A 13,913-nucleotide genomic window follows, 5' to 3' on the forward strand; every position below is an offset into this window, starting at 1 on the left:
GATGGCTATAAAAAAGTTTAAACCAACTTCTCCTGCCTTAAGACAAATGACAGTTTTAGTTTCTGATGAAATAACTTGTAATCAACCAGAAAAATCTTTATTAGTTTCTTTAAAGAAAAACTCTGGTAGAAATGCACAAGGTAAAATAACTGTTCGTCACAGAGGTGGAGGAAACAGAAGAAAATACAGAATAATAGATTTCAAGAGAAATAAAGATGGAATACCTGCAAAGGTTGCAACTATAGAATACGATCCAAACAGAACAGCTAACATAGCTTTATTACACTACGTAGATGGTGAAAAAGCTTATATATTAGCACCAGTTGGATTAGAAGTTGGAACTACAGTATTATCAGGACCAACAGCTGATATAAAGCCAGGAAATGCTATGGCATTAAAAGATATGCCAGTAGGTACAGTAGTACACAACATAGAATTAAAGCCAGGTAAAGGAGCTCAATTAGTAAGATCTGCTGGAGTTTCTGCTCAATTAATGGCTAAAGAAGGAAAGAAAGCTTTATTAAGATTACCATCAGGAGAAATGAGATACGTTTCTATAGACTGTAAAGCTACTATAGGACAAGTTGGTAACATAGAACACGGTAACGTTGTTATAGGTAAAGCTGGTAGAAAGAGACATATGGGTATAAGACCTACTGTTAGAGGATCTGTAATGAACCCTTGTGACCATCCACACGGTGGTGGGGAAGGTAGAACTTCAATAGGTAGACCTTCACCAGTTACTCCATGGGGTAAACCAGCTCTTGGATACAAAACTAGAAAGAAAAACAAAGCTTCTGATAAGTTAATAGTATCAAGAAGAACTAAGTAATAGATTTACTTTTTGCCCGGAAAGGAGGAAATTAAATGTCAAGATCAACTAAAAAAGGACCTTTCGTCCATGCAAGACTTTTAAAGAAAATAGAAGAAATGAACGCTAACGGAAATAAAGAAGTTATAAAGACTTGGTCAAGATCTTCAACTATATTCCCACAAATGGTAGAACATACTATAGCTGTTCATGATGGAAGAAGACATGTTCCTGTATTTATAACAGAAGACATGGTTGGACATAAATTAGGTGAATTCGTTCCTACAAGAACTTTCAAAGGACACAAGGACGACGAAAAATCTAATAAGAGAAAATAATAAATTTCTGACTAAGGAAGGAGGAATAGCAAATGGAAGCAAAAGCTACTGCTAAATATGTACGTGTATCACCAAGAAAAGCAGGACAAATCTGTGACCTTGTTAGAGGAAAAAATGTTGATGAAGCATTAGCAATATTAAAGTTCACTCCAAGAGGAGCGGCTGAAATAATAGCTAAGGTTGTAAAGTCTGCTAAAGCAAACGCTGAAAACAATCATGAAATGGATGCTGATAAATTATACGTTGCATCAATAGTTGCAAACCAAGGACCTACAATGAAGAGATTCATGCCTAGAGCTATGGGTAGAGCAACAATGATAAGAAAGAGAACTTCTCATATAGAGGTTGTTCTTAAGGAAAGAAAATAATTAATAGATAGGAGGGATAATAATGGGTCAAAAGGTTAATCCACACGGACTAAGAGTCGGTGTTATAAAAGATTGGGACTCAAGATGGTTCACAACTGATAAGAAAGAATTCGGAAACTTATTATTAGAAGACCATAATGTACGTAATTTCTTAAAGAAAAGATTATACTCAGCTGGAGTTGCTAAGATAGAAATAGAAAGATCAGCTAACAAATTAAAATTAGACTTACACGTTGCTAAGCCAGGTGTAGTTATAGGAAAAGCTGGTGCTGGAATAGATGCATTAAAAGCTGAATTAGAAAAAATGACTAAGAAGACTGTAATAGTTAACATAGTTGAAGTTAGAAACCCTGATAAGGATGCTCAATTAGTAGCAGAAAACATAGCGTTAGCTATAGAAAGAAGGGTTGCATTCAGAAGAGCTATGAAGCAAGCTATACAAAGAGCTATGAAGTCAGGAGTTAAAGGTATAAAAGTATCTGCTTCTGGTAGATTAGGTGGAGCTGAAATGGCTAGAACTGAAGGATACAGCGAAGGAAATGTTCCTTTACAAACATTAAGAGCTGATATAAACTATGGTTTCGCTGAAGCTAACACTACTTACGGAAAAACTGGTATAAAAGTTTGGATATGCAACGGAGAAGTTTTACCAACTAGAAACGGTGTAAACCCAAGAGAAGACAGAAGAAACGATAGAAGAGATAGCAAGAGAAACGATAGAAGAGATAACAGAAGAAACGATAGAAGAGATAACAGAAGAGGAAATGATAATAGAGGAAACAGAGGACAAAGACCTCAAGGATCAAGACCTCAAAGAACTGAAAACAAAGGAAACTAATATTAATAAGGTTCGAGGAAGGAGGAAATACTCATGTTAATGCCAAAGAGAGTAAAACGTCGTAGAGTTCATAGAGGAAGTATGGCTGGGAAGGCTCAAAAAGGTAACACAGTTACTTACGGAGAGTTCGGATTAGTTGCATTAGAAGCTTCTTGGATAACTTCTAACCAAATAGAAGCTGCCAGAATCGCGATGACTAGATCAATAAAAAGAGGCGGGAAAGTTTGGATAAAAATATTCCCTCATAAGCCTGTAACAAGAAAGCCAGCTGAAACTCGTATGGGTGCTGGTAAAGGTTCTCCAGAATACTGGGTAGCAGTAGTTAAGCCAGGAAGAGTTATGTTCGAATTAGCAGGTGTTTCTGAAGATAAAGCTAGAGAAGCTATGAGACTTGCAATGCATAAACTTCCAGTTAAATGTAAGTTTGTAAAAAGAGAAGATTTAGAAGTAAAGGGTGGTGAATAGGATGCAAGCTAAAGAATTAAAAAGTTTAACAAGCGAAGAGCTAATGAATAAGTTAAATGACTTCAAAAGTGAATTATTTAGCTTAAGATTCCAATTAGCTACTGGTCAATTAGAAAATACAGCTAGAATAAAATTCGTTAAAAAGGATATAGCTAGAGTTAAGACTGTCCTTGCTGAAAGAAGATTAAACGAAACTAGAGCTTAATTTGGAAAGGAGGCTTTTAAACATGGAAAGAGGAAGAAGAAAAGTTAGAATAGGCCGTGTTGTAAGTGACAAAATGGATAAAACTATAGTTGTTGCAGTTGAAGATTTCGTACGTCACCCATTATATAATAAGCCTGTTAAGAGAACTAAGAAGTTCAAAGCTCACGATGAGCAAAATGTATGCAGAATCGGAGACAGAGTAAAAATAATGGAAACTAGACCTTTATCAAAAGATAAAAGATTCAGATTAGTTGAAGTTGTTGAGAAAGTTAAGTAGTTTTTTGGAAAAGGAGGGATTACGATATGATACAACAAGAAACACGTCTAAGAGTTGCTGATAACTCTGGTGCAAAAGAAATACTATGTATACGTGTACTAGGCGGAAGTAAAAGAAGATTTGGTAACATAGGCGACGTAATAGTTGCTACTGTTAAAAGTGCAACACCTGGTGGAGTTGTAAAAAAAGGTAAAGTTGTTAAAGCTGTTATAGTTAGAACAAAGCAAGGCGTAAGACGTAAAGACGGAAGTTATATATCTTTCGATGAAAACGCAGCTGTTATAATAAAAGACGACAAAACTCCAGTAGGAACTCGTATATTCGGGCCTGTTGCTAGAGAGTTAAGAGATAATGACTTTATGAAAATAGTTTCTCTTGCTCCAGAAGTACTATAATAAGGAGGTGCAATAGGACATGATGCGTGTTAAAAAAGGTGATACTGTTGTAGTTATAGCAGGTAAAGACAAAGGTAAAAAAGGTACAGTTGTTAAAGTAATGCCTAAAGCTAACAGAGTTGTAGTTGAAGGAGTTAACGTAATAACTAAGCACCAAAAGCCAAACGCTATGAACCCACAAGGTGGAATAGTAAACAAAGAAGCTTCAATACACATATCTAACGTAATGCCACTAGATCCTGAAACAGGAAAAGGGACAAGAGTTAGATTTGAAATGAAGGATGGAAAAAAAGTAAGAGTAGCAGTTAAGAGCGGAAAAGAAATATAATATAGCTTGAAAGGAGGGACCTTAAATGGCTTCTAGATTACAAGAAAAATACATGAAAGAAGTTGCTCCTGCTTTAATGGAGAAATTTGGATACAAAAACGTTATGGAAATACCTAAGTTAGACAAGATAGTTATAAACATGGGTATAGGCGATGCTAGAGAAAATCCAAAAGGATTAGAAAAAGCTGTAGAAGAAATGGAAATGATATCTGGTCAAAAGCCAGTTATAACTAGAGCTAGAAAATCAGTTGCTAACTTCAAATTAAGAGAAGGAATGCCAATAGGAGCGAAAGTTACATTAAGAGCTGACAAAATGTTCTACTTCATGGACAAGTTAGTTTCTGTATCTTTACCAAGAGTTAGAGACTTCAGAGGAGTTAACGCTAACGCATTCGATGGTAGAGGAAACTACGCTTTAGGTGTTAAAGAGCAATTAATATTCCCTGAAATAGAATACGATAAGGTAGACAAAGTAAGAGGAATGGATATAATATTCGTTACGACTGCAAAGACTGACGAAGAAGCACGTGAATTATTAAAATTATTAGGAATGCCGTTTTCTAAGTAAGCTTAGAAAAGGACATTTTCTAAGTTAATTATGAAGGAGGGATTCCAGTGGCAAGAAAAGCGATGGTTGTAAAACAACAAAGAAAGCAAAAGTACGCTACTAGAGAATACACTAGATGTACTATATGTGGTAGACCACATTCGGTTTTAAGAAAATTCGGTATATGCCGTATATGCTTCAGAGAATTAGCTTATAAAGGTCAAATACCTGGTGTAAGAAAAGCAAGCTGGTAGAAGCTTGACCAAAATGGAAGGAGGGTTTCAATATGACAATGACAGATCCAATAGCGGATATGCTAACTCGTATAAGAAATGCTAACGTTGTTAAGCATGAAACTGTTGATGTTCCAGCATCTAATATGAAGAAAGAATTATCTAGAATCTTATTAGAAGAAGGTTTCATCAGAGGTTACGATGTTATAGAAGATGGAAAGCAAGGAATAATAAGAATACAATTAAAGTACGGACAAACTGGCGAAAGAGTTATATCAGGACTTAAGAGAATATCTAAGCCTGGTATGAGAGTTTATGCTGCTAAGCATGAAGTGCCAAGAGTATTAAACGGATTAGGTATATCAATAATATCTACTTCAAAAGGGATATTAACTGATAAGCAAGCTAGAAAAGAAAATGTTGGTGGAGAAGTAATCTGCTACGTTTGGTAATAAAAACGAACAATGTAAGGAGGTGCGACTATGTCAAGAATAGGAGTTAAACCAATAACTGTACCTGCAGGAGTTGAAGTTACTATAGCTGAAGGAAACTTAGTTACAGTAAAAGGACCAAAAGGTACATTAACTAAGCAATTTGATGCTGCTATGAGCATAAAGCAAGAAGAAAATACTATAACTGTTGAAAGACCTACAAACAACAAGCAACACAGATCTTTACACGGATTAACTAGAACTTTATTAGATAATATGGTTATAGGTGTTACTAACGGTTTCGAAAAGAAATTAGAGTTAGTTGGTGTTGGATACAGAGCTCAAAAACAAGGAAAGAAATTAGTTATGAACTTAGGATTCTCTCATCCAGTAGAAATGGAAGATCCAGAAGGATTAACAGTTGAAGTTCCTAACCAAACTGAGTTAGTAGTAAAAGGTATCGATAAGCAATTAGTAGGAAACTACGCTGCTAAGATAAGAGACTGGAGAAAGCCAGAGCCATACAAAGGTAAAGGTATAAGATACGCTGGTGAAGTTGTAAGACGTAAAGAAGGTAAAACTGGTAAGAAATAATACCAAACTTAAACACTAGAAAGGAGTGGGCCTGATGTTAAAGAAAGCTGATAAGAATGCTAACAGACTTCAAAGACACAAAAGAGTTAGAAGAAAGATAACTGGAACTACTCAAAGACCAAGATTATGTGTATTCAGAAGTTCTAACAATATATACGCTCAAATAATAGATGATGCTAATAGAGTTACTCTTACAGCTGCGTCTTCTTTAGATGCAGAAGTAAAAGGAGCTGTTAACCACGGTGGTAACAAAGAAGCAGCTAAAATGGTCGGAGCAATGATCGCTAAGAGAGCTATAGAAAAAGGAATCACTGAAGTTGTATTTGACAGAGGTGGATACTTATATCACGGTAGAGTTCAAGTTTTAGCAGAAGCTGCTAGAGAAGCTGGACTTAAGTTCTAATTATACAAGAAACAAAGGAGGGAAATGCACATGTTACGTCGTAAGCCGATAGATGCAAGACAACTTGATTTAAAAGAAAAAGTTGTTGAAGTTAGACGTGTTACTAAAGTTGTAAAAGGTGGTAGAAACTTCAGATTTGCAGCATTAGTAGTAGTTGGAGATGAAAACGGACACGTTGGTGTTGGTACTGGTAAAGCAATGGAAGTACCAGACGCAATAAAGAAAGCTGTAGAAGATGCTAAGAAGAATCTTATACACGTACCAATGGTTGGTACAACAATACCTCACGAAGTTAACGGACACTTCGGTGCTGGTAAAATATTAATAATGCCTGCTAAGCAAGGTACAGGGGTTATAGCTGGTGGACCTGCTAGAGCCGTACTTGAGTTAGCTGGATTAACAGACGTTAGAGCTAAATCTTTAGGATCTAACAACCCAAGAAACATGGTAAATGCTACAATAGAAGGACTTAACTCTCTAAAGACAGTTGAAGAAATAGCTCAACTTAGAGGAAAAAAAGTTGAAGAACTTCTAGGGTAAGGAGGTAGTGAAAGATGGCTAAATTACAAATAAAATTAGTTAGAAGTACAATAGGAACTACTCCTAACCAAAGAAAGAACGTTGAAGCGTTAGGATTAAGAAAAAGAGAACAAGTAGTTGTTAAAGAAGATAATGCCCAAATAAGAGGTATGATAACAAAAGTTAAGCATTTAGTTGAAGTAACTGAAATAGCTGAGTAATAATAACAGAAGTACGATAAGGAGGTGCAATCCATGAAGTTACATGAGTTAAAACCTGCTAAAGGTGCAGTAAAAGCTAAGAGAAGATTAGGTAGAGGTACTGCGACTGGACAAGGTAAAACTGCAGGACGTGGACAAAAAGGACAATGGTCTCGTTCAGGTGGTGGAGTTAGAGTTGGATTCGAAGGTGGTCAGATGCCACTTGCTAGAAGACTTCCTAAGAGAGGTTTCTCTAACCCAAATAAGAAAGTATTCACAGAAGTTAATGTTGAATTATTAAACAGATTTGAAAATGGAACTGTAGTAACTGCAGAATTATTAAAATCTACAGGTGCTATAGCTAAAATAGAAAAAGACGGCGTTAAGATCTTAGGCGAAGGAAACTTAGAAAGAGCTTTAACAGTTCAAGCTGCTAAGTTTACTGCTTCAGCTCAAGAAAAAATAGAAAAAGCTGGAGGAAAAGCAGAATTAGTTTAATCTAATCTGCTACTCTTAGCCATAACAGGCGGGGTGAGTTAACGTGCTGTCACAATTAAGACAAGCTTGGAAGCTTAAAGATGTAAGAAGAAAAATATTATATACTTTGATGATGATTATAGTATTTAGGATAGGTGCAGTAATACCTGTTCCTGGAGTAGATACTAGTATTATAAAGGGAATGGTTGACTCAAATGGTCTTCTTTCCCTATATAATATGTTTACTGGAGGGGCATTTAGTCAATTCACACTATTTGCTTTAGGTATAGGTCCTGCAATAACAGCATCTATCATAATACAACTTCTAACTATAGGTTTTGAAAGTTTGGAAGAACTTCAAAAGTCTGGTGAAGAAGGTAAGAAAAAGATTAATAAATACACAAAATATATAGCACTAGCATTAGCGTTTATACAAGCAACAGCTATTACGCTAGGTATTGTTAAATCAGCGCTAATATCAACAAGTGCATTCTTTATAATTACAGTTATATTGACATTAGTATCAGCAAGTATGCTTTTAATGTGGATAGGAGATAAAATTACTGAAAAAGGATTAGGTAATGGAAGCTCGATTATAATATTTATAGGTATTGTTTCGGGAATACCAAGAGATATTATATCAACTGTAAATCTAGTACAAGCTGGAGATGTAAAGATATGGGCAGCAGCTCTGTTAGTAGTAGTAATACTTATAACAATAGCAGCAGTTACATATATACAAGAAGCTACTAGAAAAATACCAGTACAATATGCTAAGAGAGTGGTTGGAAGAAAAATGTATGGAGGACAAAGTTCTCATATACCAATGAAAGTTAACCAATCAGGGGTTATTCCGGTAATCTTTGCTAGTTCGCTTTTAGCTTTCCCACAAACTATAGCAATGTTCATGGGAGCAGATGCTCAAAACTTTGTTCAAACATATTTAAGCCCAGCACAAGCACCTGGAGTTTGGATATATAGAACACTTGAAATTCTGTTGATAGTATTCTTCTCTTATTTCTATACTACAGTATCATTTAATACTGAAGATATAGCAAATAACATGAAAAATAATGGTGGATTTATACCAGGTATAAGACCAGGAAAACCTACTATAGATTATTTAAATAGAATATTATCAAGATTAACTCTAGCTGGAGCTTTATTCTTATCAGTTATAGTTATGATATCAGCGATTGTTATGTTCTTCATGAAGATACAAATAACATTAGTTGGTACATCATTACTAATAGTTGTTGGAGTTGCCTTAGAGCTTAAGAGACAGTTAGAATCAAATTTAGTTATGAGAACCTACCAAGGATTCTTAAAATAAATTGGAGATGATAATATGAGAATAATATTACTTGGACCTCCTGGTGCCGGTAAAGGTACACAAGCAGCTGGTATTGTAGACAAATACGAAATACCTCATATATCAACAGGAGATATATTCAGAAAGAATATAAAAGAAGGAACAGATCTTGGTAAGAAAGCTAAAGAATACATGGATCAAGGATTATTAGTTCCAGATGAGTTAACTGTAGGTTTAGTTACAGACAGAATAACTCAAGATGACTGTAAGAATGGATTTATGTTAGATGGATTCCCAAGAAATGTATCTCAAGCTCAACATTTAGATGCGTTCTTAAAAGAAGCTAATATAGCTTTAGACAAGGTAGTTAATATCGAAGTTGATAAAGCGATATTAGTTGGAAGAGCTGTAGGAAGAAGAATATGTAAATCTTGCGGTGCTACGTATCATGTTGAATTTAATGCTCCTAAAGAAGCTGGTGTATGTAATGTATGCCAAGGAGAATTATACCAAAGAGCAGATGATAATGAAGAGACTGTATCAAAAAGAATACAAGTTTACTTAGATGAAACAAAACCATTAGTAGACTATTATAGTTCTCAAGGTATAATAGCTAACATAAATGGTCAACAATCTATAGAGAAAGTATTTGAGGACATAGTTACTGCTCTAGGAAGTGATAAATAATAATGATTATTATAAAATCACAAAAAGAAATTGAAATCATGAGGGAAGCAGGTAAAATAGTTGCTGAAACTCATGAGATATTAAAGTCAGCTATAGTTCCGGGTATATCTACTTTAGAGTTAGATAAAATAGCTGAAGAGAATATAAGAAAATACAATGCTATACCATCTTTTAAAGGATACGGTGGTTTTCCAGGTTCTATATGTGCTTCTATAAATGAAGAAGTAGTACATGGGATACCTAGTAAAAAGATTTTAAAAGAGGGTGACATTGTAAGTTTAGATGTAGGAGCCTATTATAAAGGATATCATTCAGACTCTGCGAAGACTCACGGAGTAGGTATAATATCTGAAGAAGATAGGAAATTAATAGAAGTAACAAAACAAAGCTTCTATGAAGGCATAAAATTTGCTAAACTAGGATATAGATTATCTGATATCTCACACGCAATACAAGCACACGTTGAGAAACATGGTTTCTCAGTTGTTAGAGATTTAGTAGGGCACGGAGTGGGAGTTGATCTTCACGAAGACCCTCAAATACCTAACTATGGCCCAGCTGGAAAAGGACCAAAACTTCAAGAAGGTATGGTTTTAGCTATAGAACCTATGATAAACGCTGGTCGTTATCACGTTAAAACTTTAGCTGACGGTTGGACTATTGTCACTATAGATGGCAAAAAATCAGCTCATTACGAGCACACGATAGCAATAACAAAAGATGAACCTATTATATTATCAAGTCTATAGTGGCTAGGTAAGTAGGAAATATGCTATCTAAAGTTAAATCAAATGATTTAGCTTATTGAAATGGAGGTTTGGTTAGTTAATGGCCAAAAAAGATGTTATAGAATTAGAAGGTACAGTTGTAGAAGCTTTACCTAACGCTATGTTCAAAGTAAAACTAGAAAATGGACATGAGATATTATGTCACATATCTGGAAAGCTAAGAATGAACTTCATAAGAATCTTGGAAGGCGACAAGGTGAACGTTGAACTTTCTCCATATGACCTTACAAGAGGAAGAATCACTTGGCGTAAGAAGTAGACTATTTAAATATTAGTCTAAGGAGGGATTAACAATGAAAGTAAGACCATCAGTAAAACCAATGTGCGAAAAGTGCAAGGTTATAAAAAGAAAAGGTAAAGTAATGGTTATCTGTGAAAATCCAAAGCATAAGCAAAAGCAAGGATAAGAAATTATTACTAGTAATTTGTTGGAATTTATAGTATAATTTAATACTGTGATATTAACAAAGGGTAGATTTTAATCATAGATAAATCTGTATTTAGATTGATATGATATAAAGATTTTAACACTAAAATTAAGTGTAGGAGGTGCGAATATGGCAAGAATAGCTGGGGTAGATTTACCTAGAGAAAAAAGAGCGGAAATAGGCTTAACTTATATATACGGTATAGGGAAAGCAACTGCTAACGAAATATTAGCTAAAGCTGAGATAGATCCTAACGTAAGAATAAAAGACTTATCTGAAGAACAAGTTAACGAATTAAGAAGGATAATAGATAATGATTTCTTAGTTGAAGGTGACTTAAGAAGAGAGATAGCTTTAAATATAAAGAGATTAAGAGATATAAAATGTTACAGAGGTATGAGACATGCTAAAGGTCTTCCACTAAGAGGACAAAGAACTAAGACTAACGCTAGAACTAGAAAAGGTCCTAGAAAAACTGTATCTCGTAAGAAGAAGAAATAATAATTAGATAGGAGGGACTAACAATGGCTAAACCAAAAAAGAAAGTTTCACGTGTAAGAAGAAGAGAACGTAAAAACATAGAACGTGGTCAAGCTCATATACAATCAACTTTCAACAACACAATAATAACTTTAACTGATGTTCATGGAAATGCTATATCAGCAGCATCTTCAGGACAATTAGGATTCAAAGGATCAAGAAAAGCTACTCCATTTGCTTCTCAAATGGCTGCAGAAACTGCTGCTAAAGCTGCAATGGAACACGGCTTAAAAACTGTTGAAGTATTCGTAAAAGGACCAGGTTCAGGAAGAGAAGCTGCAATAAGAGCTTTACAAGCTACTGGACTAGAAGTAACAATGATAAAAGACGTAACACCAATTCCTCACAATGGATGTAGACCACCAAAGAGAAGAAGAGTGTAATTATATAACAAGTAATTTAGGAGGTGTAAAGACATGGCAAGATACACAGGTGCATCATGCAGACAATGCCGTAGAGAAGGAATGAAATTATTCCTTAAAGGTGAAAGATGTTATACTGATAAATGTGCTATAGTAACTAGAAACTATGCTCCAGGACAACATGGACAAGGAAGAAAGAAAGTTTCTAACTATGGTTTACAATTAAGAGAAAAGCAAAAAGTTAAGAGAATATACGGAGTTTTAGAAACTCAATTCAGAAACTTATATGAACGTGCTGAAAAAATGAATGGTATGACAGGGGTTAACTTATTAAGTTTATTAGAAAGAAGATTAGACAATGTAGTTTACAGAATGGGATTAGCTTCATCTAGAAAAGAAGCTAGACAATTAGTTGGACACGGTCACTTCTTATTAAATGGACATAAAGCTGATATAGCTTCTATGACAGTTAAACCAGGTGATGTTATAACAGTTAAAGAAAGATCAAAATCTTCTGCTAAATTCAAAGCTTTAGTAGAAGCTAACACAAAGGTAGCTCCTAAGTGGTTAGAAACTAACTTAGAAGAAATGTCTGCTAAAGTTGTTGCTTTACCAGCAAGAGAAGATATAGATCTTGAAATAGCAGAACACTTAATAATAGAGCTTTACTCTAAGTAATAAGCATATTTTAAAGATAACTTTTAAAGTTATCTTTGAAAAATTGTTTACCCTCAGTGGATTAATAAATTTAAGGGAGGGTTTTGTCCATGATAGAAATAGAAAAACCAAAAGTAGATATAATAGAACTTAGCGAAGACTATAGATATGGAAAGTTTGTCATAGAACCTCTTGAAAGAGGCTATGGAATAACTATAGGGAATGCTTTAAGAAGAATATTATTATCATCTTTACCTGGTGTTGCAGTTAATTCTATAAAAATAGATGGAGTTCTTCATGAATTCTCTACTGTACCAGGTGTTAAAGAAGATGTTACTGAAATTATATTAGCATTAAAAGAACTTTCAGCTACTATAGATGGTGAAGGTAGTAGAACTCTTAAAATAGAGGCTCAAGGACCATGCACTATCAAAGGATCAGACATAATATGTCCTCCTGATGTTGAAATATTAAGTAAGGATTTACATATAGCTACGCTAGATGAAAATTCTAAGTTTAATATGGAAATACATGTAGACAAAGGTAGAGGTTACGTTTCTGCTGAAGAAAATAAGACAGAGCATATGCCTATAGGTGTTTTACCTGTAGATTCAATATATACTCCTGTTGAAAAAGTAAGCTACCATGTTGAAAATACTAGAGTAGGTCAAAAGTCAGATTATGATAAATTAATACTAGAAGTTTGGACTAATGGAAGTATAAATCCTCAAGAAGGAATATCTCTAGCAGCTAAAGTACTAGTTGAACACTTAAATCTATTCATAGACTTAACAGAGCATGTAAGCAATGTTGAGATAATGGTAGAAAAAGAAGAAGACCAAAAAGAAAAAGTTCTAGAAATGACAATAGAAGAATTAGATTTATCTGTTAGATCTTACAACTGTTTAAAGAGAGCGGGAATAAACACAGTTGAAGAATTAGCTAATAAATCTGAGGACGATATGATGAAGGTTAGAAATCTAGGGAAGAAATCTCTAGAGGAAGTAATCCAAAAGTTAGAAGAACTTGGACTAGGTCTTAAACCAAGCGAAGAATAGGCAAGAAGGAGGGATAGTATGGCTACTTACCGTAAATTAGGACGTGAGACAGCTCACAGAAACCTTATGTTAAGAAACTTAGTAACTGATTTACTAAGAAACGGAAGAATAGAAACAACTGTAACTAGAGCAAAAGAAACTCGTAGAATGGCAGAAAAGATGATAACTCTTGCTAAAAGAGGAGATCTTCACGCTAGAAGACAAGTTTTAGCTTACGTTATGGATGAGACTGTAGTAAACAACTTATTCACTGATATAGCTCCAAAATATGCAGAGAGAAACGGTGGATACACTAGAATAATCAAAAAAGGACCAAGAAGAGGCGACGCTGCTGAAATGGCTTTCATAGAATTAGTATAGTGTGAAAAAGGATTAAGTTATATAACTTAATCCTTTTTTTATTATATTCATTTATTACTATTGAATATGGCATATAATAAGTAAAGTATAAAATCTCTATTACAGATATTTTTTAATAATTATTAAAAAAATATAAATTTGTATTTTTATGGTAAAATATAAACTATTTTATATTTTAAAATCTAATTCTCAAAATCAAAAAATATATTAAATTATGGTATAATATTAACCAAACTATTTTTTATATTAAATAATATAGAGATATACTACTTATGAGAATAGCGTTAGATCG

27 protein-coding genes are annotated in these 13,913 nt (G+C 34.2%); all 27 read left to right on the forward strand.

All coding sequences use genetic code 11. The annotated features are described in order from the left end of the window. Position 1: 1 nt before the first annotated feature. The 27 genes from rplB (at position 2) to rplQ (ending at position 13,621) form a co-directional block, all read left to right on the forward strand. On the forward strand, positions 2-832 hold the full coding sequence (rplB, locus tag G3997_RS11145; protein ID WP_296645900.1) for a 50S ribosomal protein L2: 831 nt from the start codon (positions 2-4) through the stop codon (positions 830-832). Positions 833-867: 35 nt separating this feature from the next. Continuing rightward, positions 868-1,149 carry a 30S ribosomal protein S19 gene (gene rpsS / locus G3997_RS11150; RefSeq protein WP_281537506.1) on the forward strand — a complete coding sequence of 94 codons (282 nt, stop codon included), beginning with the start codon at positions 868-870 and terminating at the stop codon, positions 1,147-1,149. Between the two features lie 32 nt (positions 1,150-1,181). Further along, a complete protein-coding gene (rplV, locus tag G3997_RS11155) occupies positions 1,182-1,517 on the forward strand; it encodes a 50S ribosomal protein L22 (RefSeq protein ID WP_071119038.1) in 336 nt (111 codons plus the stop codon). A gap of 22 nt (positions 1,518-1,539) precedes the next feature. Next, positions 1,540-2,355, forward strand: coding sequence for a 30S ribosomal protein S3 (gene rpsC / locus G3997_RS11160; protein WP_296645917.1), 816 nt, complete (start codon positions 1,540-1,542; stop codon positions 2,353-2,355). Positions 2,356-2,388: 33 nt separating this feature from the next. After that, positions 2,389-2,820: a 50S ribosomal protein L16 gene (gene rplP, locus G3997_RS11165; protein WP_258243328.1), complete on the forward strand. Its 432-nt coding sequence runs from the start codon at positions 2,389-2,391 to the stop codon at positions 2,818-2,820. A gap of 1 nt (position 2,821) precedes the next feature. Further along, the gene (gene rpmC, locus G3997_RS11170; protein WP_296645925.1) at positions 2,822-3,025 is read left to right on the forward strand and encodes a 50S ribosomal protein L29; all 204 of its coding nucleotides are present in this window, start codon (positions 2,822-2,824) and stop codon (positions 3,023-3,025) included. Positions 3,026-3,047: 22 nt separating this feature from the next. Then, positions 3,048-3,302: a 30S ribosomal protein S17 gene (gene rpsQ / locus G3997_RS11175; RefSeq protein WP_071119034.1), complete on the forward strand. Its 255-nt coding sequence runs from the start codon at positions 3,048-3,050 to the stop codon at positions 3,300-3,302. 26 nt (positions 3,303-3,328) lie between these two features. Continuing rightward, a complete protein-coding gene (gene rplN, locus G3997_RS11180; RefSeq protein ID WP_296645934.1) occupies positions 3,329-3,697 on the forward strand; it encodes a 50S ribosomal protein L14 in 369 nt (122 codons plus the stop codon). A gap of 22 nt (positions 3,698-3,719) precedes the next feature. Then, positions 3,720-4,025, forward strand: coding sequence for a 50S ribosomal protein L24 (gene rplX, locus G3997_RS11185; protein WP_296649525.1), 306 nt, complete (start codon positions 3,720-3,722; stop codon positions 4,023-4,025). A 25-nt stretch (positions 4,026-4,050) separates the two neighbouring features. Beyond that, positions 4,051-4,593, forward strand: coding sequence for a 50S ribosomal protein L5 (rplE, locus tag G3997_RS11190; RefSeq protein WP_071119032.1), 543 nt, complete (start codon positions 4,051-4,053; stop codon positions 4,591-4,593). 47 nt (positions 4,594-4,640) lie between these two features. Further along, positions 4,641-4,826 carry a type Z 30S ribosomal protein S14 gene (locus tag G3997_RS11195; RefSeq protein WP_071119031.1) on the forward strand — a complete coding sequence of 62 codons (186 nt, stop codon included), beginning with the start codon at positions 4,641-4,643 and terminating at the stop codon, positions 4,824-4,826. A 32-nt stretch (positions 4,827-4,858) separates the two neighbouring features. Continuing rightward, the gene (gene rpsH / locus G3997_RS11200) at positions 4,859-5,257 is read left to right on the forward strand and encodes a 30S ribosomal protein S8 (protein ID WP_296645944.1); all 399 of its coding nucleotides are present in this window, start codon (positions 4,859-4,861) and stop codon (positions 5,255-5,257) included. A 30-nt stretch (positions 5,258-5,287) separates the two neighbouring features. Beyond that, a complete protein-coding gene (gene rplF / locus G3997_RS11205; protein ID WP_296645947.1) occupies positions 5,288-5,830 on the forward strand; it encodes a 50S ribosomal protein L6 in 543 nt (180 codons plus the stop codon). A 34-nt stretch (positions 5,831-5,864) separates the two neighbouring features. Next, entirely contained in the window at positions 5,865-6,233 is a 369-nt protein-coding gene (gene rplR, locus G3997_RS11210) for a 50S ribosomal protein L18 (RefSeq protein WP_180702548.1), read from the forward strand. A 30-nt stretch (positions 6,234-6,263) separates the two neighbouring features. Further along, positions 6,264-6,773, forward strand: coding sequence for a 30S ribosomal protein S5 (gene rpsE / locus G3997_RS11215; RefSeq protein ID WP_296645954.1), 510 nt, complete (start codon positions 6,264-6,266; stop codon positions 6,771-6,773). 14 nt (positions 6,774-6,787) lie between these two features. After that, positions 6,788-6,973, forward strand: coding sequence for a 50S ribosomal protein L30 (rpmD, locus tag G3997_RS11220; RefSeq protein WP_071119026.1), 186 nt, complete (start codon positions 6,788-6,790; stop codon positions 6,971-6,973). A 33-nt stretch (positions 6,974-7,006) separates the two neighbouring features. Beyond that, positions 7,007-7,450 carry a 50S ribosomal protein L15 gene (rplO, locus tag G3997_RS11225; protein ID WP_296645961.1) on the forward strand — a complete coding sequence of 148 codons (444 nt, stop codon included), beginning with the start codon at positions 7,007-7,009 and terminating at the stop codon, positions 7,448-7,450. Positions 7,451-7,493: 43 nt separating this feature from the next. Beyond that, positions 7,494-8,762: a preprotein translocase subunit SecY gene (gene secY / locus G3997_RS11230; RefSeq protein ID WP_296645965.1), complete on the forward strand. Its 1,269-nt coding sequence runs from the start codon at positions 7,494-7,496 to the stop codon at positions 8,760-8,762. A 15-nt stretch (positions 8,763-8,777) separates the two neighbouring features. After that, the gene (locus tag G3997_RS11235) at positions 8,778-9,428 is read left to right on the forward strand and encodes an adenylate kinase (protein ID WP_296645970.1); all 651 of its coding nucleotides are present in this window, start codon (positions 8,778-8,780) and stop codon (positions 9,426-9,428) included. A gap of 2 nt (positions 9,429-9,430) precedes the next feature. Then, positions 9,431-10,177: a type I methionyl aminopeptidase gene (gene map, locus G3997_RS11240; protein WP_296645973.1), complete on the forward strand. Its 747-nt coding sequence runs from the start codon at positions 9,431-9,433 to the stop codon at positions 10,175-10,177. 79 nt (positions 10,178-10,256) lie between these two features. Beyond that, positions 10,257-10,475 carry a translation initiation factor IF-1 gene (gene infA / locus G3997_RS11245; RefSeq protein ID WP_071119021.1) on the forward strand — a complete coding sequence of 73 codons (219 nt, stop codon included), beginning with the start codon at positions 10,257-10,259 and terminating at the stop codon, positions 10,473-10,475. Positions 10,476-10,509: 34 nt separating this feature from the next. Next, positions 10,510-10,623 carry a 50S ribosomal protein L36 gene (rpmJ, locus tag G3997_RS11250; protein ID WP_017753001.1) on the forward strand — a complete coding sequence of 38 codons (114 nt, stop codon included), beginning with the start codon at positions 10,510-10,512 and terminating at the stop codon, positions 10,621-10,623. 150 nt (positions 10,624-10,773) lie between these two features. Then, complete coding sequence (gene rpsM, locus G3997_RS11255) at positions 10,774-11,145, forward strand: 30S ribosomal protein S13 (protein WP_296645981.1); 372 nt, start codon at positions 10,774-10,776, stop codon at positions 11,143-11,145. A gap of 23 nt (positions 11,146-11,168) precedes the next feature. Next, entirely contained in the window at positions 11,169-11,567 is a 399-nt protein-coding gene (gene rpsK / locus G3997_RS11260; protein ID WP_296645985.1) for a 30S ribosomal protein S11, read from the forward strand. Between the two features lie 33 nt (positions 11,568-11,600). After that, complete coding sequence (gene rpsD / locus G3997_RS11265; RefSeq protein WP_296645989.1) at positions 11,601-12,224, forward strand: 30S ribosomal protein S4; 624 nt, start codon at positions 11,601-11,603, stop codon at positions 12,222-12,224. A gap of 89 nt (positions 12,225-12,313) precedes the next feature. After that, positions 12,314-13,261 (forward strand): DNA-directed RNA polymerase subunit alpha, encoded by a 948-nt coding sequence (locus G3997_RS11270; RefSeq protein WP_296645992.1) that lies wholly within the window; start codon positions 12,314-12,316, stop codon positions 13,259-13,261. 18 nt (positions 13,262-13,279) lie between these two features. Then, entirely contained in the window at positions 13,280-13,621 is a 342-nt protein-coding gene (gene rplQ / locus G3997_RS11275) for a 50S ribosomal protein L17 (protein WP_296645994.1), read from the forward strand. Positions 13,622-13,913: the final 292 nt, after the last annotated feature.

Source organism: Romboutsia sp. 13368 (genome assembly GCF_018336475.1).
Taxonomy (GTDB): Bacteria; Bacillota; Clostridia; order Peptostreptococcales; family Peptostreptococcaceae; genus Romboutsia.